Source organism: Mycobacteroides chelonae, assembly GCF_016767715.1.
GTDB classification, from domain to species: Bacteria; Actinomycetota; Actinomycetes; order Mycobacteriales; family Mycobacteriaceae; genus Mycobacterium; species Mycobacterium gwanakae.
The window spans coordinates 345,084-363,659 of the sequence record NZ_CP050145.1 but is presented as its reverse complement, the minus strand read 5'-3'; the positions used below and the strand labels follow the sequence as shown (position 1 = coordinate 363,659).

22 protein-coding genes and 1 pseudogene are annotated in these 18,576 nt (G+C 64.3%); 8 read left to right on the top strand and 15 right to left on the bottom strand.

Annotated elements, in window-relative coordinates; genetic code table 11:
• Positions 1-34: 34 nt before the first annotated feature.
• Positions 35-814, bottom strand: a complete 780-nt coding sequence (locus HBA99_RS01820) for an SDR family NAD(P)-dependent oxidoreductase (RefSeq protein WP_030095957.1) — start codon at positions 812-814, stop codon at positions 35-37.
• Positions 815-873: 59 nt separating this feature from the next.
• Here HBA99_RS01820 and HBA99_RS01815 point away from each other — a divergent pair, with 59 nt between their 5' ends.
• Positions 874-1,314 (top strand): nuclear transport factor 2 family protein, encoded by a 441-nt coding sequence (locus HBA99_RS01815; RefSeq protein WP_070951648.1) that lies wholly within the window; start codon positions 874-876, stop codon positions 1,312-1,314.
• Here HBA99_RS01815 and HBA99_RS01810 read toward each other — a convergent pair.
• Positions 1,283-2,170: an LLM class F420-dependent oxidoreductase gene (locus tag HBA99_RS01810; protein ID WP_070923401.1), complete on the bottom strand. Its 888-nt coding sequence runs from the start codon at positions 2,168-2,170 to the stop codon at positions 1,283-1,285. The two genes, HBA99_RS01815 and HBA99_RS01810, sit on opposite strands and share 32 nt — an antisense overlap.
• A 52-nt stretch (positions 2,171-2,222) precedes the next feature.
• Here HBA99_RS01810 and HBA99_RS01805 point away from each other — a divergent pair, with 52 nt between their 5' ends.
• The 4 genes from HBA99_RS01805 to HBA99_RS01790 are packed head-to-tail and all read left to right on the top strand — an operon-like array spanning position 2,223 to position 6,426.
• Positions 2,223-3,617, top strand: coding sequence for a sugar porter family MFS transporter (locus HBA99_RS01805; protein WP_070950285.1), 1,395 nt, complete (start codon positions 2,223-2,225; stop codon positions 3,615-3,617).
• On the top strand, positions 3,602-4,504 hold the full coding sequence (locus HBA99_RS01800; RefSeq protein ID WP_109494186.1) for an N-acetylglucosamine kinase: 903 nt from the start codon (positions 3,602-3,604) through the stop codon (positions 4,502-4,504). Before HBA99_RS01805 ends, HBA99_RS01800 begins: the two co-directional genes overlap by 16 nt.
• 14 nt (positions 4,505-4,518) lie before the next feature.
• Complete coding sequence (locus HBA99_RS01795) at positions 4,519-5,532, top strand: SIS domain-containing protein (protein WP_046252274.1); 1,014 nt, start codon at positions 4,519-4,521, stop codon at positions 5,530-5,532.
• Between the two features lie 9 nt (positions 5,533-5,541).
• Positions 5,542-6,426: an N-acetylglucosamine-6-phosphate deacetylase gene (locus tag HBA99_RS01790; protein WP_234796010.1), complete on the top strand. Its 885-nt coding sequence runs from the start codon at positions 5,542-5,544 to the stop codon at positions 6,424-6,426.
• Here the strand turns inward: HBA99_RS01790 and HBA99_RS01785 are convergent.
• The 4 genes from HBA99_RS01785 to HBA99_RS01770 are packed head-to-tail and all read right to left on the bottom strand — an operon-like array spanning position 6,411 to position 9,394.
• Positions 6,411-7,055 (bottom strand): sensor domain-containing protein, encoded by a 645-nt coding sequence (locus tag HBA99_RS01785; RefSeq protein ID WP_070923322.1) that lies wholly within the window; start codon positions 7,053-7,055, stop codon positions 6,411-6,413. The genes HBA99_RS01790 and HBA99_RS01785 overlap by 16 nt on opposite strands.
• 3 nt (positions 7,056-7,058) lie before the next feature.
• Positions 7,059-7,721: a sensor domain-containing protein gene (locus tag HBA99_RS01780; RefSeq protein WP_057963585.1), complete on the bottom strand. Its 663-nt coding sequence runs from the start codon at positions 7,719-7,721 to the stop codon at positions 7,059-7,061.
• Between the two features lie 43 nt (positions 7,722-7,764).
• Entirely contained in the window at positions 7,765-8,691 is a 927-nt protein-coding gene (locus tag HBA99_RS01775) for a PfkB family carbohydrate kinase (RefSeq protein WP_070923321.1), read from the bottom strand.
• Between the two features lie 49 nt (positions 8,692-8,740).
• Positions 8,741-9,394, bottom strand: a complete 654-nt coding sequence (locus HBA99_RS01770; protein WP_081347636.1) for a sensor domain-containing protein — start codon at positions 9,392-9,394, stop codon at positions 8,741-8,743.
• A gap of 122 nt (positions 9,395-9,516) precedes the next feature.
• Here HBA99_RS01770 and HBA99_RS01765 point away from each other — a divergent pair, with 122 nt between their 5' ends.
• Complete coding sequence (locus tag HBA99_RS01765) at positions 9,517-10,131, top strand: methyltransferase family protein (RefSeq protein ID WP_070951651.1); 615 nt, start codon at positions 9,517-9,519, stop codon at positions 10,129-10,131.
• On the opposite strand, the gene HBA99_RS01760 is transcribed toward HBA99_RS01765, so the two are convergent.
• The gene (locus HBA99_RS01760) at positions 10,115-11,440 is read right to left on the bottom strand and encodes an ammonium transporter (RefSeq protein ID WP_070923316.1); all 1,326 of its coding nucleotides are present in this window, start codon (positions 11,438-11,440) and stop codon (positions 10,115-10,117) included. The genes HBA99_RS01765 and HBA99_RS01760 overlap by 17 nt on opposite strands.
• Before the next feature lie 182 nt (positions 11,441-11,622).
• On the opposite strand from HBA99_RS01760, the gene HBA99_RS01755 reads away from it, so the two are divergent.
• Positions 11,623-12,756 carry a nitronate monooxygenase gene (locus HBA99_RS01755; protein WP_070923314.1) on the top strand — a complete coding sequence of 378 codons (1,134 nt, stop codon included), beginning with the start codon at positions 11,623-11,625 and terminating at the stop codon, positions 12,754-12,756.
• On the opposite strand, the pseudogene HBA99_RS01750 reads toward HBA99_RS01755, so the two are convergent.
• The 7 genes and pseudogenes from HBA99_RS01750 to HBA99_RS01720 form a co-directional block, all read right to left on the bottom strand.
• Positions 12,731-13,093 (bottom strand): annotated as a pseudogene (locus HBA99_RS01750) (DUF6199 family natural product biosynthesis protein). The gene HBA99_RS01755 and the pseudogene HBA99_RS01750 sit on opposite strands and share 26 nt — an antisense overlap.
• A 16-nt stretch (positions 13,094-13,109) precedes the next feature.
• Positions 13,110-13,757 carry a sensor domain-containing protein gene (locus HBA99_RS01745; protein WP_057968999.1) on the bottom strand — a complete coding sequence of 216 codons (648 nt, stop codon included), beginning with the start codon at positions 13,755-13,757 and terminating at the stop codon, positions 13,110-13,112.
• Complete coding sequence (locus HBA99_RS01740) at positions 13,754-14,368, bottom strand: sensor domain-containing protein (protein WP_070951652.1); 615 nt, start codon at positions 14,366-14,368, stop codon at positions 13,754-13,756. Before HBA99_RS01740 ends, HBA99_RS01745 begins: the two co-directional genes overlap by 4 nt.
• Positions 14,368-14,796 carry an organic hydroperoxide resistance protein gene (locus HBA99_RS01735; protein ID WP_030095973.1) on the bottom strand — a complete coding sequence of 143 codons (429 nt, stop codon included), beginning with the start codon at positions 14,794-14,796 and terminating at the stop codon, positions 14,368-14,370. Before HBA99_RS01735 ends, HBA99_RS01740 begins: the two co-directional genes overlap by 1 nt.
• A 62-nt stretch (positions 14,797-14,858) precedes the next feature.
• Positions 14,859-16,322 carry a catalase gene (locus tag HBA99_RS01730; protein ID WP_070923310.1) on the bottom strand — a complete coding sequence of 488 codons (1,464 nt, stop codon included), beginning with the start codon at positions 16,320-16,322 and terminating at the stop codon, positions 14,859-14,861.
• A 21-nt stretch (positions 16,323-16,343) separates the two neighbouring features.
• Entirely contained in the window at positions 16,344-16,772 is a 429-nt protein-coding gene (locus tag HBA99_RS01725) for a Fur family transcriptional regulator (RefSeq protein WP_030095975.1), read from the bottom strand.
• Positions 16,773-16,818: 46 nt separating this feature from the next.
• Positions 16,819-17,169: a DMT family protein gene (locus HBA99_RS01720; protein WP_030095976.1), complete on the bottom strand. Its 351-nt coding sequence runs from the start codon at positions 17,167-17,169 to the stop codon at positions 16,819-16,821.
• A gap of 56 nt (positions 17,170-17,225) precedes the next feature.
• Between HBA99_RS01720 and HBA99_RS01715 the strand changes: the two genes are divergently transcribed.
• Entirely contained in the window at positions 17,226-18,059 is an 834-nt protein-coding gene (locus tag HBA99_RS01715; RefSeq protein ID WP_057969002.1) for an alpha/beta fold hydrolase, read from the top strand.
• Here HBA99_RS01715 and HBA99_RS01710 read toward each other — a convergent pair.
• Entirely contained in the window at positions 18,056-18,541 is a 486-nt protein-coding gene (locus HBA99_RS01710) for a tetratricopeptide repeat protein (RefSeq protein WP_057969003.1), read from the bottom strand. The two genes, HBA99_RS01715 and HBA99_RS01710, sit on opposite strands and share 4 nt — an antisense overlap.
• Between the last annotated feature and the right edge of the window lie 35 nt (positions 18,542-18,576).

Here is an 18,576-nt window from a genome sequence, read left to right as displayed (position 1 = left end):
TCTCCAATGTTCCATAGGCCACCGACAAGTAGCGCTACTTCGGCTGGAGGCGGGCTCCGCCGTCGATGCGAATCGTCTCGGCATTCATGTAGCTGTTGGTGACAAGCTCCAGGGCCAGCGAGGCGAATTCCTCGGGGTTACCCAGGCGCTGCGGGTAGAGCACGTTCGGTGCCAGGCGGTCCTTGAACTGTTGCGCGGAGTCGCCCTCACCGTAGATCGGGGTGTCGATGAGACCCGGCGCGATGGTGTTGACACGGATGCCCACGACCGACAGATCACGCGCGATCGGCAGCGTCATGCCCACGATTCCGCCCTTGGATGCCGAGTAGGCGGCCTGGCCGATCTGGCCGTCGAACGCCGCGACGGAGGCGGTGTTGACGATGGCGCCGCGCTCACCGAACTCGTCGACCGGCTCTTCCTGGCTGATCGCGGTGGCCGCGAGACGGATCAGGTTGAACGAGCCGATCAGGTTGATACCGATGACCTTGGAGAAGATGTCCAGCGAGTGTGCCGAGGCGTACTGCCCGTCCTTGCCGATGGTGCGGCCGGGCCAACCGACGCCCGCGCAGTTGATGAGGACGCGCACCGGGCCCAGCTCCTTGGCGGCGTCGACGGCGGCGATACCGTCGGCCTCGCTGGTGACGTCGGTGTGCACGAACGCGCCACCGAGTTCCTTGGCCAGAGCCTCACCCTTTTCGTCCTGGACGTCGGCGATGACGACCTTGGCGCCCTGCTCAGCGAGCAGGCGAGCAGTTGCGGCACCCAAACCCGAGGCGCCACCCGTGACGATTGCAGACACACCATTGATATCCATGAGCCGCACCCTAACCGATCAGTTGGTTGGGAGATCGAGGCCCCATAGTCTTTGTATCCGTGACCGATGACCGACTCGCCATCCAGGATCTCGTCGCCCGGTATGCCAGCGCCGCGGACCGTCGCGACCTCGACGCGCTCGTCGCGCTGTTCGCGGCCGAGGCCGAGTTCGTGCGCCCGCCGGCCCTGCTACGCAAGGGCGATACCGCGCTCCTCACGGGCCGTCAGGCCATCGCAGATTCGATTGTCACCGCGCTCAAGCCGCTGCACGCGACGTATCACCTCATCGGGCAACAGACCGCGGACATCAACGGCGACACCGCGACGGGCGAGGTCTACTGCATGGCGCATCACATCTACCTACGCGGCGAGGAGTACCGCGATAACGCGATGGCGGCGCGCTACCTCGACACCTACGAGCGCGGACCTGCCGGTTGGCTCTTCACCCGCCGCGAGCCGGTCGTGGTGTTCAGCGAGGACCGACCAGTCCGAGTCGGGTAGCGCAGTTAGCCATCTCGTCGAGCACGGCCTCGAATGTCGAGGCGCGCCGCGACGCCGACAGCAGCATCCGTCCCGCACCGCTCTGATGCGCCTGCTCCAGCGCCGCCTGGTCCACGCGATGCAGACCATGCCCCAGCACGAGGTCGATACTCGCGGGATCTCGACCCGCATCGGTAGCCGCGGCTCGCATGACATTGAGCGCGGCCGACAGCTCCTCACCGACTAGCCCCAGCGGTTGAAAGCCATCGCCCAGCCGCCCCGCGCGCCGTGCCGCGGGCTTGCTGTGCCCACCGATGTACAGCGGAACACCTTGTGGCCGAATAGGCTTGGGGTAGGAATAGGCGTTGTGGAACCGGTAGAAATGCCCGTCGTATGCAGCAGGCCCATCGGTTGACCACAGTGTGCGCATCACCGCGACGGCTTCATCGGTAGCGGCGCCGCGATGGTCGAAGTCGCCCCCGCACGCCTCGATCTCCTCACGCATCCATCCGACTCCCAGACAGACCCGCAGCCGTCCCCGGCTCAATCGGTCCAGGGTCGCCAAACGTTTGGCCAGCACCACGGGGTGGTGGTCGGGTAACACCAACACCCCGGTGGAAAGCCCCAGTGTCGTGGTGGCACCCGCGACAAACGACAGCAGCTCCAGCGGGTCGGGGATGTCGACATCATCGGGCAGGTGCGACTGACCGGTCGGCGAGTACGGGTAGGTGCTCTGCGTGTCTCCGATGACGACGGCGTGCTCCACCACGGAGATCTCGCTGAATCCCAGCCGCTCTGCGACGCGCGCGAATTCGAGGATCTTGTCGGGTTCCGCAGTCATCCCGAGCTCTACCGGAGCAACAACACCGATCTTCACCGCCACCTCCAATAACCCGTGCCCGCCGCATCCTCAGTGTCTAATACGTGGGATGAGCCTGATCACCGACCTCCGCTCGACATCGCGTCTGGGTCTGATGGTGGCCGTGACGGCCGCAGCGGTGGGGGTCATCTACGGATACGACTCCTCCAACATCGCCGGTGCGCTGCTGTTCCTCACCGACGATCTACATCTGTCCACCAATGACCAGCAGGTGGCCGCCACCGCGGTGGTGATCGGCGAGATCGTGGGCGCGCTCATCGGTGGCCCACTGTCCAACAAGATCGGCCGGAAACGGTCAATGGTCCTGGTGGCGGCGACGTTTGGAATCTTCTCGCTGCTCTCCGCACTGGCCGTCGACCTGAACACCCTGGTCGCTGCGCGATTCTTGCTCGGCCTCACGGTGGGTGTGTCGGTGGTGGTGGTTCCCGTATTCGTCGCCGAGTCCTCCCCCACCAAGATCCGGGGCTCGATGCTGGTGCTCTACCAACTGGCCTGCGTAACAGGGATCATCGCCGGGTACCTCATCGCCTGGGCGTTGTCGTCAACGGGCAGCTGGCGACTGATGCTGGGTCTGGCAGCCATCCCCGCCGTGCTGGTATTGATCGCCCTGCGCAAGCTCCCCGATACGGCGCGCTGGTACATGATGCGTGGCGACCGCGCACGGGCACGCGAGATCCTCACCACGGTGGATCCCGATATCGACGTCGACCACGAGCTCGATGAGATTGCCGACGCCCTGCGGTCCGAAGCCGGCGGTTCGGTGCTGGCACGACTCAAGGAGATGGTGACTCCGCCCTACAACAGAGCAACTTTTTTCGTTGTCGGCCTTGGGTTCTTCATTCAGATCACCGGCATCAACGCTGTCGTCTACTACGGGCCTCGCATCTTCGAGGCAATGGGCATGTCCGGATATTTCGCCAAGCTCGGACTGCCCGCGCTTGTTCAGGTGGCAGCGCTGCTGGCGGTATTCGTGTCCATGTCGACCATCGACCGGATGGGCCGCCGTCCCATCCTCATGATCGGCATTACCATCATGATCATCGCCGACGCCCTGCTGGTCACCGTATTCGCAATCGGTGGATCATCATTCGGTGGCGTGCTGACAGTTCTCGGCTTCCTGGGAATCGTGCTCATTGCGGTGGGCTTCACCTTCGGGTTCGGCTCGCTGGTGTGGGTGTACGCGGGCGAGAGCTTCCCGGCACGGCTGCGCTCCTATGGGGCCAGCGCCATGCTGACTTCGGACCTGGTGGCCAATGCCGTTGTCTCCATGTATTTCTTGACGTTGTTGACCGCACTCGGCGGCACCGTGGCGTTCGGGGTCTTCGGCGCTCTGGCGTTGGCCGCCCTCGTGTTCGTCTATCTGTTGGCACCGGAAACCAAGGGCCGCAACCTTGAGGAGATCCGGCATTTCTGGGAAAGCGGAGGCAAGTGGCCCGAGGCGTAGTAGTTGGGATAGACATCGGCGGGTCCAAGACCCGCGCACTGGCCGTCGCGGACGGCAAGGTGATCGGCGAGGCGCTGGCAGGTAGCGCCAATTTGCAGTCGGTGAGCGAGGAGCAGGCGAAAACCGTTTTCGCCGACATCTTTTCCGAGTTGAACCGGGACGATGTCTCCCGCGTAAGCGCCGGGTCGGCCGGGGTGGATACCCCCGAGGGCGTGCAGGCCCTGATTCGACTGCTGCAACCGTATGCACCTCACGCCGACATCACCGCGGTGCACGATACGCAGCTCATCCTGGCGGCGGGTGGCCTCACGGCCGGCATCGCGGTGATATCCGGTACCGGATCAGTGGCCTGGGGGAAACGCGGCGACGGCGCGACCGCGCGAGTCGGCGGTTGGGGCTACCTGCTCGGGGACGATGGCAGCGGCTACGGCGTGTCTAGATCTGCTGTGCGGCACGCTCTCTCTTTGTCCGATCGGGGCGATCCTCCCGACGCGCTCTCGCAACGGTTCACCACCGAGTGCGGTGTCACCGAGCCCGCACAGCTACTGGATCATTTCTATGCCCACCCCGAACGCCGGTACTGGGCCAAGATGGCAGGGCTTGTCTTCGACCTCGCCTCGGCAGGTGATGACGCCGCACAGGTGATCACCAGGCAAACAGCCATCGACTTGGCCGCCTTGATCGAGGGTGTCTGCCTACGATTGGGCCCTGGACTGCCTGTGGTACTCGGCGGGGGCCTACTGGTCAACCAACCGGGCCTCGTCGCCGATATCATCGAACGTACACGCAGCACCGGTGTTTCGGATATCGCTGTGCTGCAACGTGAACCGGTGTTTGGAGCATTGGCCCTGGCCGGGGTCGATGTCGACGGATTGGAGAAGGCATGACCGCGGGGACGCATATGGCTGACGAGATCCGCCAACAGCCTGCCGTATGGGGGCGGCTGCTTTCGGAGGGCCGATCAGGCATCGCGGAGGTAGCAGCCAAGATCGTCGAGTACCGGCCGCGCTTCGTGCTCTTCGTCGCGCGCGGCACCAGCGACCACGCCGCGCTGTACGGCAAGTACCTCACCGAGATCATCCTGCAGGTCCCGGCCGGTCTGGCCTCCCCTTCGACCATGACGACTTACGGTGCGCGGCCCGATCTTTCGGGTGTGCTGGTAATCGGAGTCAGTCAATCGGGGGGCTCCCCCGACCTGGTGCAGACGCTGTCGGTGGCACGCGAGCAGGGAGCGCTGACCGTTGCCGTGACCAACGCCCCGAAATCTGCGCTGGCCACCGCTGCCGAACACCACGTGGACGTGTTGGCCGGCCCTGAACTGGCGGTTGCAGCCACCAAGTCGTACACGGCGCAATTGCTGGCGCTGTATCTGCTGCTCACCGATGTGGCGGGCCGCGATAACACCGCGGCCGCCCTGCTCCCGGAACGCGGTGAGGAAATCCTGCACAGCGCCGTGGTGCAGCAGCTGGCCACCCGGTACCGCTTCGCCTCACGCCTGGTCACCACTGGTCGCGGCTACTCATACCCCACCGCACGCGAAGCCGCCCTCAAGCTGATGGAAACGAGTTATCTTTCTGCCCAGGCATTCTCCGGGGCAGATCTGTTGCATGGCCCGTTGGCCATGATCGATCCGCAGGTACCGGTGATCGCGATCGTGCCCGATGGGGTTGGCGGCCGGGCCATGAACGACGTGCTGCACCGGTTGGCCGGACGCGGAGCCGATGTGTGCTGCGTAGGATCGGCGGACGCGGTGGCAGCTACCGGGCTGGGCGTCACCCTAGAGCCGACGCTCGAGGAGCTTTCGCCCATGTTGGCCATCATTCCGCTGCAGCTACTTGCCCTGCAATTGGCGATCGGCCGCGGAGAAGACCCCGATGTACCACGAGGTCTATCCAAGGTGACCGAAACGCTCTGAGGACACGACGTGGGTTCTGCCGGGTTTTTTGACATGCACGTGCACGGCGGTGGCGGCGCATCATTTGGAGACGATCCGGACGCCAATCACACTGCCGCAGAATGGCATCGGTCCCACGGCACCGACGGCATGCTGGCCAGCCTGGTGACTCTGGCGCCCGATGACCTGCTCAACGCCGTGCGCGTGCTTGCCGGCACGGCGGGCACCGGGGGTATCGCCGGTATACACCTGGAAGGCCCCTGGCTGTCGCCGCGATATGCCGGAGCTCACGATCCGCGGCTGCTGCGCGAACCGGATCTTGCCGAGCTCGAGCGGCTACTGGACGCGGGCGCCGGGCATATTCGGATGGTCACCATCGCGCCCGAGCTCCCGGGCGCCATCCCGGCGATCGAGCTGCTTGTCGCGCGCGGCGTAGTGGCGGCAGTGGGGCATACCGATGCCACGTATGAGCAGACCTTGCAGGCCATTTCGTCCGGTGCCACCGTCGCCACTCATCTGTTCAACGCCATGCGCCCGATCCACCATCGCGAGCCCGGCCCCATCCCGGCACTACTGGAGAGCCCGGCGGTGACCATCGAGTTGATCGCCGATGGCGTACACATCCACCCCGCGATCTACCGAACGGTGCTGGCCGCAGTGGGACCCGACCGAATCGCTCTTGTCACCGACGCGATGTGCGCCGCCGGAATGCCCGATGGTGCTTATCAATTGGGCCAGCTGCCGGTCACCGTCGCAGCTGGCGAGGCGCGACTGCCCGACGGCACCATTGCCGGCAGCACCGCGAGCATGGCGGACCTGTATCGGTTCGCGGTGGCGCAGGCAGGTCCCGAGGTGGCCGCCCTGCAGACGTCCATCAATCCCCTTCGCGCGGTGCGTGTTCAGGCCGCTTCGTAGCGGGGCCCGATGATCCTGGTGATGCGCAAAACACGTTCGTAACGCTCGGGACCGTCCGAGCATGTCCGCATGTCAGTCACGGTGTTACGGACTCTGACCAGTAGATGCGTGCATGCCTTACGCACTCCGTTATCGGCGATCATCACGTACGGTCCCACGATCGCGTCATCATCACGGCGCAGCGCACTGATCATGTATCGCCACTGGAAGCCGTCGTGCACTGTTTGGTTCGCGCACCGCTGCCACAAATCCATTTCACTGGAAGCGAAGTCGCGGGCCTCGTCGTCAGAGGGGAAGACCGCAACGCTTTGCGAGACCTGGACGGTCCACGGAGCCGCATCTTCGAGCTGCTGGTCATGCGCGGCCATGTACGGCGCTCGGTCGTAGGTGGCGATGGACGCGCGAACCACGCTGCCACAATCGGGTCTGTCCGTCGACAGATCTGGCAGCGCATTGAGCCGATTGACCGTCGGGAAGCCAACTCCCAGCACCGACGACGCCTCTTGCGGCGTCACCATCAGGTCATCGATCGCGGCGGGCGGCACGATCGAACCCGGATCCGCGTGCGCGGGTGACGCCAAAAGCATCCCCGCCATCGTCGTCACGACCGCCCATGCCGGAACTCTCATGACTTATGCCTCCCACACTCGTGGACCGACGATCTTCATCAATTCGAATGCCCGCTCACCGTCACTCTTGGAAACCGTTGAGCACGTTCGGATATCAATGGTGACGTTGCGCTCGCTGAGAAGCACATGCTGACATGACGCATACGCCGAATCGTTCCGTGAATAGCCGACCGCGAGCAGGTTGTCGACCTGCGTGACATCCCGAATATCCACCGTCGCCACCAGAGTGGTGCCGTCGATGGCCAGCTCGGAGACGTTGATGGTCTGATGCTCACACGCCCGCCAGCGATCGGCCTCGCTGTGCGCGAAGTCGCGGGCCTCCGCATCGGTGCCGAAGACGGCCACGCTCTGATCGACCAGGGTGAACCAGCCGGCGTGATCCCAGAGTGCCTGGGAATGCGCGGCCACGTAAGGGGACCTGTCATAGCTCGACACCGAAGCCAACACCACACTTCCGCAGTCCGGGCGATCGGTGTCCAATGCGAAGGTGGCACTTTGCCGCTGGACATTGGGCAGAGCCACGCCCATCACCCGTTCGGCCTCTCGCTGGGTGAGCATCAGGCGGTCGATCGCCGAAGGCGGCACATGGGGCGATGGTTCGGCGGCCGCGACAGCCGGGTGCAGGACGCCGAGTACCGCCACCAGTGCCCCCACCACTGATCGCATGCTCACCCCCTGGCCTCGGCCCCCGATTCTTGTGTATTGAACTCTAGGACCCGATGCGGCGCAGCTCGTTGGCCAGCTCAGCCGAATCCGGCGGCTGTGCTCCGGAACGGGTGCAGGTGATCGCCGCCGCCACCGCCGCACGGTGCAGCGCCTCGGACAGCTCAAGCCGCCGCTGATAGAACCCGTCAAGGAAGGCGCCGGTGTACGTGTCCCCGGCACCGACGGTGTCCACAACGCTGACCTGGTGGGCGGGGATGCGCAGCGGCGAGGATTCGCCCCGCCGGAAGGCCAGCGAGCCCGCCGCACCGCAGGTGATCAACGCGATCCGGATGCGGGGGTAATCATCGAACCAGCGGCCCACCACACCCGCGATCGATACGCCCGGGTACAGGAACTGGAGGTCTTCGGTGCTGGCCCGCGCCACCTCCGCGAGAGCCAGCCACGAAGTGATGCGCTCGATATACGTCTGGCGGTCGCCCAGGAGCGTTGGGCGCACATTCACATCGAAAATGAGTGGAGCGTCCGAATAGTGCTCGACTATCCAGGCCCGCAGCGCCTCGCGCCCTGGCCAGAGGACGCTGGCGATTGAGCCCGCCCATACCGCCACCGGCGCGAGCGCCGCAACAGGAAGCGATGGTGGAGCAACATCATTGGTGGTTCCCTGCCAATAGAACCGGTACTGGGCGACACCCAGCTCGTCGATTTCCGCGATGGCCAATGTCGTAGGGACGTCATGGCGTATCACCAACGACTCGTCGACACCCGCCGCGGTCAGGTTGTCGATGCACCGGCGCCCGAAGACGTCGTGAGACACCTGCGTGAGAAGAGCGGTTCGCGTGCCAAGCCGGGCGGCGGCGATCGCGGTGTTGTACGGACCACCGCCCGGTACCGAGCGCCACAATCCGTCGGCCGCGGGCACCACGTCGACCAGCGTCTCGCCGCAGACGATGAGGCCATCTCTGTCGGGCACGCATCGAGGCTACCCGAGAGAGGTTTTGTCACAGCATCTTTGAGCGTTCCTACGCCTGAGCCACCCGCGGCAGCAGGGCCTGGATGAGGTCCAGTGCACGGTTCCCGTCGCGCTGACCACAAACCCGCACGTCGATAGCCACGTTCCGTAGTGGCGCGAGCGCGTGCTGGCAGTACATGGCTCCGCCGTAATCCGTCGGCCACGCGTACCCGACCACCAGAACCTCCTGCACCTGGACGATCTTGCGAAGCTGCACCCATTCACGACGCGTGCTTCCGTCAGGTTGCGGCAGGAGCGAAGTGACCCGCTGGTTTTCGCAGGCCCGCCAGCGATCCGCCTCACCGAGCGCGAAGTTCGCCGCATCCGACCACTCGGGAAAGATCACCATGCTCTGGTCCACCAAGCGCGTCCAGCTCGGCCCGTCCGTCAATGACCGGTACCGCCCAGACAAGTAATTGGAGGATTCGTAACTGGCTGCCGACGCCAAAACCACACTGCCGCATTCGGGTCTGTCGGTCCGATCTGACACCAGCCCGGCCCAATCTCCGGAAACAGACATGCCGGACCCCACGACGGGACTCACGTCCCCGGGCTCAAGCATCAGACCGGGGAGCGCGTCCACCAGCACCGGTAACTCGTCAGGATTCGCCGAGGCGGTGCCCGACGACGCCGCCATCGCCAGCACACAAAGAACCGACGCCACCCCCAGAACAGACCTCATAACCGCAGGAGCCTAGACGAGCAGCGGGAATGACCCCCTGGGTTATTGACACTCCTCTCGAAATATTGTTACATGCGAATGTCTGCATTAATGGAGGGAAGTTCATGGCCGTGGCAGCGCTCGTCGTCTATCTGGTCTTCATCGCCGCCGGGCTGGGCTGGAAGAGCTACCGACAGTGGCGAGCCACCGGCTCCACCGGCGTCCGCGGATTCCACGGACGCCCCGGGTCACGCGAATGGTTCGCGGGGGTGGGATTCATCGCCGCGATAATCGCCGCCCTGTTCGCACCCATCCTGCAGCTGGCGGGACTCATCGCGCCCCTTCCCGCACTGGATCATCAATCCCTTCAAGTCGCGGGAATCGCACTGGCGGCAACGGGAATCGTCGCTACGGTCGGGGCTCAGCAGACCATGGGCGAATCGTGGCGGGTCGGCGTCGACACCCGCGAGACCACCACGTTGGTGAGCAGCGGCGTTTTCGGCTGGGTGCGCAACCCGATCTTCACCGCAATGCTGACCTTCGCGGCCGGGTCGGTCCTCATGACCCCGAACCTGTTGGCCCTCAGCGGTTTCGTGTTGCTCGCCGCCTCGATCGAACTGCAGGTGCGGGTGGTCGAAGAGCCGTATCTACTCGCGGCACACGGCAAGACCTACCGCGACTACGGATCCCGGGTCGGACGGTTTCTACCCGGGATCGGCAGATTCAGAGCCCCGGGTTGATGAGCCCACCACCGCGGGTGGTGGCCAGCTCGTAGGCCGACTCCGCATGCTCGGCGTCGTCGAGACCATCGGACTCGTGCTGCGGATGCGACCGAATGCCCATGGAATGGCGAAGGCCCAGCCCAATGACCCCGGTGACCGCAACCGAGTAGGCGAGCACCGCCGCCACGCCCACCAGCTGCAGCCAGAACTGATGCAACCCGCCGCCGTACAGCAGCCCATTGACACCGGCGGGGGCCGCGGCACTGCCGACAACACCGATCATCAACGTACCGACCACGCCACCCACCAGGTGCACACCCACCACGTCGAGCGAATCGTCATATCCCAGACGGTATTTCAGTTCGATGGCGAGAGAGCTCACCGCACCGGCCACCGCACCGATCACCAGCGCGCCGATGGGCGTGACCGCGGCGCACGAAGGCGTGATGGCCACCAAACCCGCGACGACGCCCGAGGCCGCACCGAATGAGGTGGGCTTGCCGTGCCGGACCTTTTCGACCAGCAGCCAGGCTGCCATCGACATGGCGCCCGCACCCAGGGTGTTGGCGATGACGATCGCGGCGGTGCCATCGGCGGCCAACGCCGAACCGGCGTTGAATCCGAACCAGCCGAACCACAGCAGCCCGGCACCGAGCATGACGGCAGGCAGGTTGTGGGGGCGCATGGCCTCGCGCGGCCATCCGCGCCGCTTGCCAAGAACGATGGCCAGCGCCAATCCGGCAGCACCCGAATTGATCTCCACGGCCGTACCACCCGCGAAGTCGAGGACGCCCAGGTTCGCGAGCCATCCGCTCTTGTCGGCAGTGGTGCCCTCAACCGCGAATACCCAGTGCGCCACCGGGAAGTACACCAGAGTTGCCCACAGTGCCGTGAACGCGATCCACGGCAGGAAGCGCATCCGGTCGGCGACCGCACCCGCGATGAGCGCCACCGTCACCATGGCGAACCCCGCCTGGAACATGACGAACACCAATGCCGGAATGTTGGTCTGGCCCCACAGCGGCACCGAGGGGGCCTTGTAGTCGCCCTCGAACAGATGCTGCAATCCGGCGAACTGGAACGGATCGCCGAGTAGTCCGCCACCGATGTCGGTACCGAACGCCATCGAGTACCCAAAGGCCACCCAGAGCACCCACACCACGGCGACGGCCGAGAAGCACATCATCATCATGTTGAGGACGCTCTTGGCGCGCACCATGCCGCCATAGAAGAAGGCCAGCGCCGGGGTCATCAGGAGCACCAGCGCGGCACTCGTCAGAACCCAGGCGGTATTGGCCGCGTCCGGCACTCCCATATGCGGAAACATGCGCTGGCTACTCCCGGCTCGTGCGATTAGGTCAGCGTGAGTGTAGGGAAGCCGCCGGACGGGCGTGCAGGACCTGTTCTAAACTAGAACACGTTCCAGTTTTTAGACCCTCCTACTAGTCCGCTGCCGGGACCCCATCCCGCCCTCCGCCTGCCCCTCTTCCCATCACCCAAGGAGAAGTCATGCACACCCCGATCTGCGACGAACTCGGTATCGAGTTCCCGATTTTCGCCTTCACCCACTGCCGGGACGTCGTCGTCGCGGTGAGCAAGGCCGGTGGCTTCGGCGTGCTGGGCGCCGTCGGATTCACCCCCGAACAGCTCGAAATCGAGCTGAACTGGATCGACGAGCACATCGGTGACCATCCCTATGGCGTCGACATCGTCATCCCCAACAAGTACGAGGGCATGGACGCGAACATGTCGGCCGAAGACCTCACCAAGATGCTCCAGTCGATGGTTCCGCAGGAGCATCTGGATTTCGGTCGCAAGCTGCTGGCCGACCACGGAGTACCCGTCGAAGAGGGCAATGACAACGCCCTGCAACTGCTGGGCTGGACCGAAGCCACCGCGACCCCCCAGGTGGAGATCGCGCTGCGCCATCCCAAGATGACGCTCATCGCCAACGCGCTCGGCACCCCGCCGCCCGACATGATCAAGCACATCCACGACGCCGGCCGCAAGGTCGCGGCGTTGTGCGGTTCGCCCAAGCAGGCCCGCAAGCATGCCGACGCCGGGGTGGACATCGTCATCGCCCAGGGCGGCGAGGGTGGCGGCCACTGCGGTGAGGTCGGCTCGATCGTGCTGTGGCCCCAGGTGGTCAAGGAGATCGCACCGGTGCCCGTGCTGGCCGCCGGGGGTATCGGCAGCGGCTACCAGATCGCCGCAGCGCTGGCCATGGGTGCGCAGGGCGCATGGAGCGGCTCGCAGTGGCTCATGGTCGAGGAGGCCGAGAACACCGCGGTGCAACAGGACACCTACGTCAAGGCCACCAGCCGCGACACCGTGCGGAGCCGGTCCTTCACGGGCAAGCCGTGCCGGATGCTCAAGAACGATTGGACCGAGGCCTGGCAGACCGAGGGCAATCCCGAACCGCTGGGAATGCCCTTGCAGTACATGGTTTCCGGGATGGCGGTGGCAGCCACTCACAAGTTCCCGGATCAGACCATCGACGTCGCCTTCAACCCGATCGGCCAGGTCGTCGGCCAGTTCACCAAGGTGGAGAAGTCGGCCGCGGTCATCGAGCGTTGGGTCCAGGAGTACCTGGAGGCCACCAACACGCTCAACGAACTCAATGAGGCCGCCGCGTCGGTGTAAGGACCAATCGAGTGTGTGGATCGTGTCGTTTTCCGGCCGGATGTCGACACGATCCGCACACTCAACTATCCAGCGCGCTTGTGATCGACGCAGAGCTGGCCGGCGGCATCAGATCTCGATACTTCCGGTCGGCCTGCACCATCTTGTACCCAACCACCACCAGCACGACCAGACCCACAACACCGCCGATCCGCGTCATCGCGTAGGCAGCCTCGCTGGGCTCGTTGGCTTCGGGGTTCCGGTATTTCCAGGAAGACAGCACCTGCCACTGGCTCTTCGGATCAAATATCGACCACAACAAAAACGGGACGACGATAAGCCCCAGAAAAAGAAGCAATCCCCCACACCTACCCCTACTGGCCCAGGCCGTTTTGCATCGTGTTGGCCAGCACGTTCACCGCAAGGCTGCCGTTCCCCGGCTGGCAGACCTTGGCCTGAAGCAACACATTCTCGCGCCTGCGGGTCTGGTTGAAGCAGCGACGGTCGAGACCGGCCTCCTCCTTCATCCACGCGGCGTCGGCGGCACCGGCCGCGGGTCCGGTGAATGTCCACACCTCGCGTCGGCCGTCATTCAGGAGCAAGGTGGCCGTCTGACCGGAGCATCCTTGAGTGCGGTCCACCACTCGATGGAATGCGCGGTCAGCGGCATCGTCGTTGGCGAACACCCCGATCGACTGCTTGACCAAATGCGTTGCATCCGTGGCCGAGTCTTGCGTCGTCGCACCCCGGAACGAGGCCAGATCCGGATCGGCGTACACCTCATCGAGCCCAATATCCGACCAGTTGTTGCATTCGGGGATATCCACCGAGAACGCCTGGAACGGCTGGGTGAACTCACTATGCGACCCGAGCTGCGCCCCCAGGACATTGCTCACCGATCCGCGCGCGAGCACCGCATAGTTCACGACGCCCGGATCGGATGGACGAGCTCCCGCAACGGGGGCCAGCGCAAGCGCGACCACCGTCGCAGCAGTCACGGCCGAGGCGATCTTGATGGTCATGCCCGTCCCTCCATGGCATCGGCGAGGGCCGCGGCGATGTTCTCGCCATTCTTCGGTACACACGCCTTCACCTGCAATAACACCTCGCGCTTCGCACGCATCTGCACGTAGCAAGTAGTCCCGGTGGCGCTGGCCATCGACCAGCTGGCCGTGGTGTCTCCCGACTTGCCCTTGGTGATGGTCCACGTTTCCCGCGCACCCTGGCCATCGGTCACATCCAGAGGTACGCCGTAGCAGTTGTCCACGAACAACAGCGCGACAACCGGATCCACCGCGGCGATCGGGCGCTGAAAAACCCCCACCGCCTGCTTCACGGAATACGTTGTGTCCGAATCCGATCTCTGTGACGTCTGCCCGCGATACTCGGCTAATTCGCCGTTACCGTTGAACACCTCGTCCAGCCCCACATCGACGAAGCTCAGACAACTCGGTTCGCTCACCTGGTAGCCGGCCGTCGGAGATTCGACAGTCCGGGTGACGGGAAGTTCGGTGCCGACGATCGAATTCACCACCTTGGGCTTGAGCACGACGGCATCCGGACCAACCGCCTGGGCCGCCGGCGCGAACACCAAGGCCAGCGCCGATACCCCCGCGACGACGAACCCGCGCATCAGACCCGCGCCTTGACCGTCACCTCGATGTTGCCGCGGGTCGCGTTGGAGTACGGGCATACCTCATGCGCCTGCTCCAACAGGTCATCGGCGACCTCCTGGGACAGCCCGGGCAGGTACCCATCCAGCTCGGCCGACAGATCGAATCCGCCCTCCGGGGTCTTGGAGATTCCCACCTTCGCGGTGATCGATGTCGCGGGGTCGAGCTGCACCTTCGCGATACGCGCCACCAGATTGAGTGCGCTCAAGAAACACGCCGAGTACCCGGCCGCGAACAACTGCTCAGGATTGGTGCCTTCGCCGTTGCCGCCCATTGCTTTTGGAATTCGGGTGTCTAGATCTATCCGGCCATCCGACGAGCGCACATGCCCGTCACGGCCTCCCCCGGTCGACGTGGCTTCTGCGGTGTAGACGGCCTCATTGGACATACGACGAGCATACGGATGGCGCCGGCCCCCTTGAAGAGAACCGGCGCCATCCAAGAACTCCCCTACTGCGCGTCGAGACCGGCGCGAACGCCCTCTTCGACGGCCTTGCCCAGCTCCGGATCTACGTTCTTCCAGTATTCGAACACTCGGGACAGCACGGGTTCACTGACGCCGCCCAGCACATGGCCCACGATGTTGCTCGCCAGCCGCGCGCGCTGTTCATCGTCCAGCACCTCACGGACCAAGGTTCCGGCTTGGACGAAGTCGTCGTCCTCGGCGTGCTGGACATACCCGGCACGCACGGCGGTGCCGTCGAAATCCCACGCCCCCAGGTCGCCCGCTGCCTGCGGATCGGCATGCGGACCCCCGAAAGAGTTGGGGGCGTACACCGGAACCTCGGGATCATTGAAGTGATACCGCATCGCGCCCTCCTTGGAGTAGGAATTCACGGTCGCGGCCCGCGCCTCGTTGGGCGGCAACTGCGCATAGTTGGTGCCGATCCGGTACCGATGTGCGTCGGCGTAGGCAAACACCCGGCCGAGCAGCATCTTGTCGGGTGAGAAGCCTATTCCCGGAACGATATTCGATGGTTCGAAGGCAGCCTGCTCGATGTCGACGAAGTAGTTCCCCGGGTTGCGATTGAGCGTCCACTTGCCGACCTCGATCAAGGGGTAGTCCTTCTTGGACCAAACCTTGGTCAGATCGAACGGATTGAACCGGTATCCCTGTGCCTCGGCCACCGGCATGATCTGCACATGGAGGGTCCAGCTCGGAAAATTGCCTTGCTCGATCGCATCCCACAGATCGCGACGATGCGCGTCGGCGTCGGACCCGGCGAGTGCATCCGCTTCCTGCTGGGTCAGGAAATCCTGGCCCTGATCGGTCCGGAAGTGGTACTTCACCCAGAAACGCTCCCCCTCTGCGTTGACCCACTGATAGGTGTGCGAGCCGTATCCGTTCATGTGGCGGTAGTTCTTCGGGATCCCGCGATCACCCATCAACCAGGTGACCTGGTGTGCCGTCTCGGGACGCAGCGTCCAAAAATCCCACTGCATGTTGTGGTCCCGCAATCCTGATCCCGGCAACCGCTTCTGCGAGCGGATGAAGTCCGGGAACTTGATGGCATCGCGAATGAAGAAGACGGGGGTGTTGTTACCGACCAGGTCGTAATTGCCGTCCTCGGTATAGAACTTGATGGCGAAACCACGCGGGTCACGCCAGGTATCGGGACTTCCCTGTTCGCCTGCCACCGTCGAAAAGCGCACCAGTGACGCTGTTTTCGCACCCGGCTGAAACAGCTTGGCCTTGGTGTACTTCGAGACGTCCGCGGTGACGACGAGCTCTCCGTACGCGCCGGCACCCTTGGCGTGCACGATGCGCTCGGGAACGCGTTCCCGGTTGAACTGCGCAAGCTTTTCGATCAGATAGTGGTCATGCAACAGAACCGGGCCCTGGATGCCCGCGGTCAACGACTCGTCGTCGCTCTCCACTGCGATACCGGTGTTCGTGGTTGTACGGATGGACATGAAAACCTCCTCGAAACCTGATTAATTGGGCTGACATTCGGGGCACAGGCCCCAGAACACGATTTCGGCCTCGTCGACCACGAACCCCGCGGTATGTGACGGCTCCAGGCACGGCGCATGCCCGACGGTGCAGTCCACATCGGTGACGGCACCGCAACGGCGACAGACCAGATGGTGATGGTTGTCGCCGATACGCGTCTCAAAGAGCGCCGCGGAACCAGCCGGTTCGATACGTCGCACCAGCCCGGCACTCACACAGGCCTTGAGCACGTCATAGACGGCCTGTGTGGACACCTTCCCAAGATCGGCACGCACCACCATCGCGATGACATCTGCGGTTGAATGTGGATGCGCCGCAATCGCGTTCAGAACCGCGACGCGCGGAGCCGTGACACGCAGTCCCGCCCTGCGCAATGCAGCGGCTGGGGCGGGGGGCTGTACTGCGGTCACCTCACCAGTATGCGCCTTTTCTGGAATGAGTCAAGAAATGGTGTCTCTATCCGAACGGGCCGTTGAATACGAAGTAGGCCCCGGCGGCGATCAATACGAACCCCACCAGGTGATTCAGGGTGAGCTTCTCCCCCAGGTACCACACCGCGAAACCGAGAAACACCGTTAGCGTGATGACCTCTTGCATCGCCTTGAGCTCGGCGCCCGAATACACCTCACTGCCAAGACGATTCGCGGGAACTGCCAGGCAGTACTCGAAGAATGCGATGAACCAGCTGACGAGGACCACCACCCACAACGGGTGATCCTTGAATTTCAGATGCCCGTACCAGGCAAAGGTCATGAAGATGTTTGAGCAGATGAGCAGCACTGGCGGCAGGAACCGGGCAGCAATCATGTCCACATTCTGCAGATCTTCCCTGTCAACCGCCCACAACCGCTAGCCTGCTGCGCATGAGCGGTGCCGCATTGCAGGACCGGTACGTCCAGAGCTGCCTCGGCGGCCTGCATGTGCGGGTCGGCGGTAACGGGCCCGCCATCCTCTTCTGGCCCAGCCTGCTGATGACCGGGTCCATGTGGGCCGAACAGGCCCGATACTTCGCCGACCGCTACACCGTGATCCTCGTCGACCCGCCCGGCCATGGTGACAGCCAGGCCTTGCACCGAATGTTCCGATTCGAAGACTGCGCACACAGCATCGAACAAATCCTCGACACCCTCGGCATCGAGCGCGCACACCTCGTGGGCAATTCCTGGGGCGGAATGATCGGGGGAACCTTCGCGGCACTGCATCCCGGCCGTGCCGGAGCGTCCGTCTTGATGAACGCCACCGCCTCGCGCGCGAACATGCGTCAGACCGTCGAGTTTCGGCTGCTCACCGAGATAGTCCGGCTGCTGGGAAAATTCCGCGAACCACTCACCACCCGCGCGGTGAAGGCCTTTGTCGGCCCCACCATCATGCGCGAGCGCCCCCAGGTAGAACAGGCGATCCGCGCCGAACTGCGCGATCTCAACGTCGACTCGGTCTATTGGGCGGTCAACAGCGTCGTTCCGGCACGGCCCGACCAACGCGAGCTGTTCGGGCGCATCGGTACACCGATCCTGGTTGTCGCCGGGCGCGAGGATCCCACCTTTCCCGTCGCCGAGACCGAGCTGATGGCCGAAGCGATCCCCGGCGCCGAGTTCGTGATCATGGAGAACACCGGACATCTGGCCGCATTGGAACGCCCCGACGAGGTCAACGCCCTCATCGACGAGTTCCTCAAGCGGCACCCGCTGGAGGGCTAGAGCGCCCGCGCCCTGCGCATGTCCTCGATGGCCCCCGCCCGGTCGCCCAGCTCATTGCGGATCACCGCGCGCAGTGCGAGCGCATCGGCGAATCCGGACTCGATATCGAGGGCCTCATCGACCGCCGCGAGGGCTTCATTTGGTTTGCTGGCACCCTTGAGCGCCCACGCGTGGGCGTAGTGGTTGATGGCGTCATGGCCGCCGTATCGCACGGCAGAGAGTGCGCAATCAATCGCATCGAAGTGCCGCCCCATGCTGCCGAGGCAGTACGCCAGAATGCGCCAGGCCCGGGAATTCTTGTGCTCCAGCTCCAGCGCATCATTGGCGAGACGCAACGCCTCGCTGTCGTCTCCAGACGCCAGGGCCTCGCTTGCGCGGGTTGCCAGCTCCTCAGCGTCCACAGATTCGAAGGTACGCGAACCCTGCCCGCCGGTTATCCACTCATCGGCGGCGATGTCGATCAAGGTTCCGCTAGCAATCATCGGCAACTATCCTAACCAGCCGCCATAGACGCGTC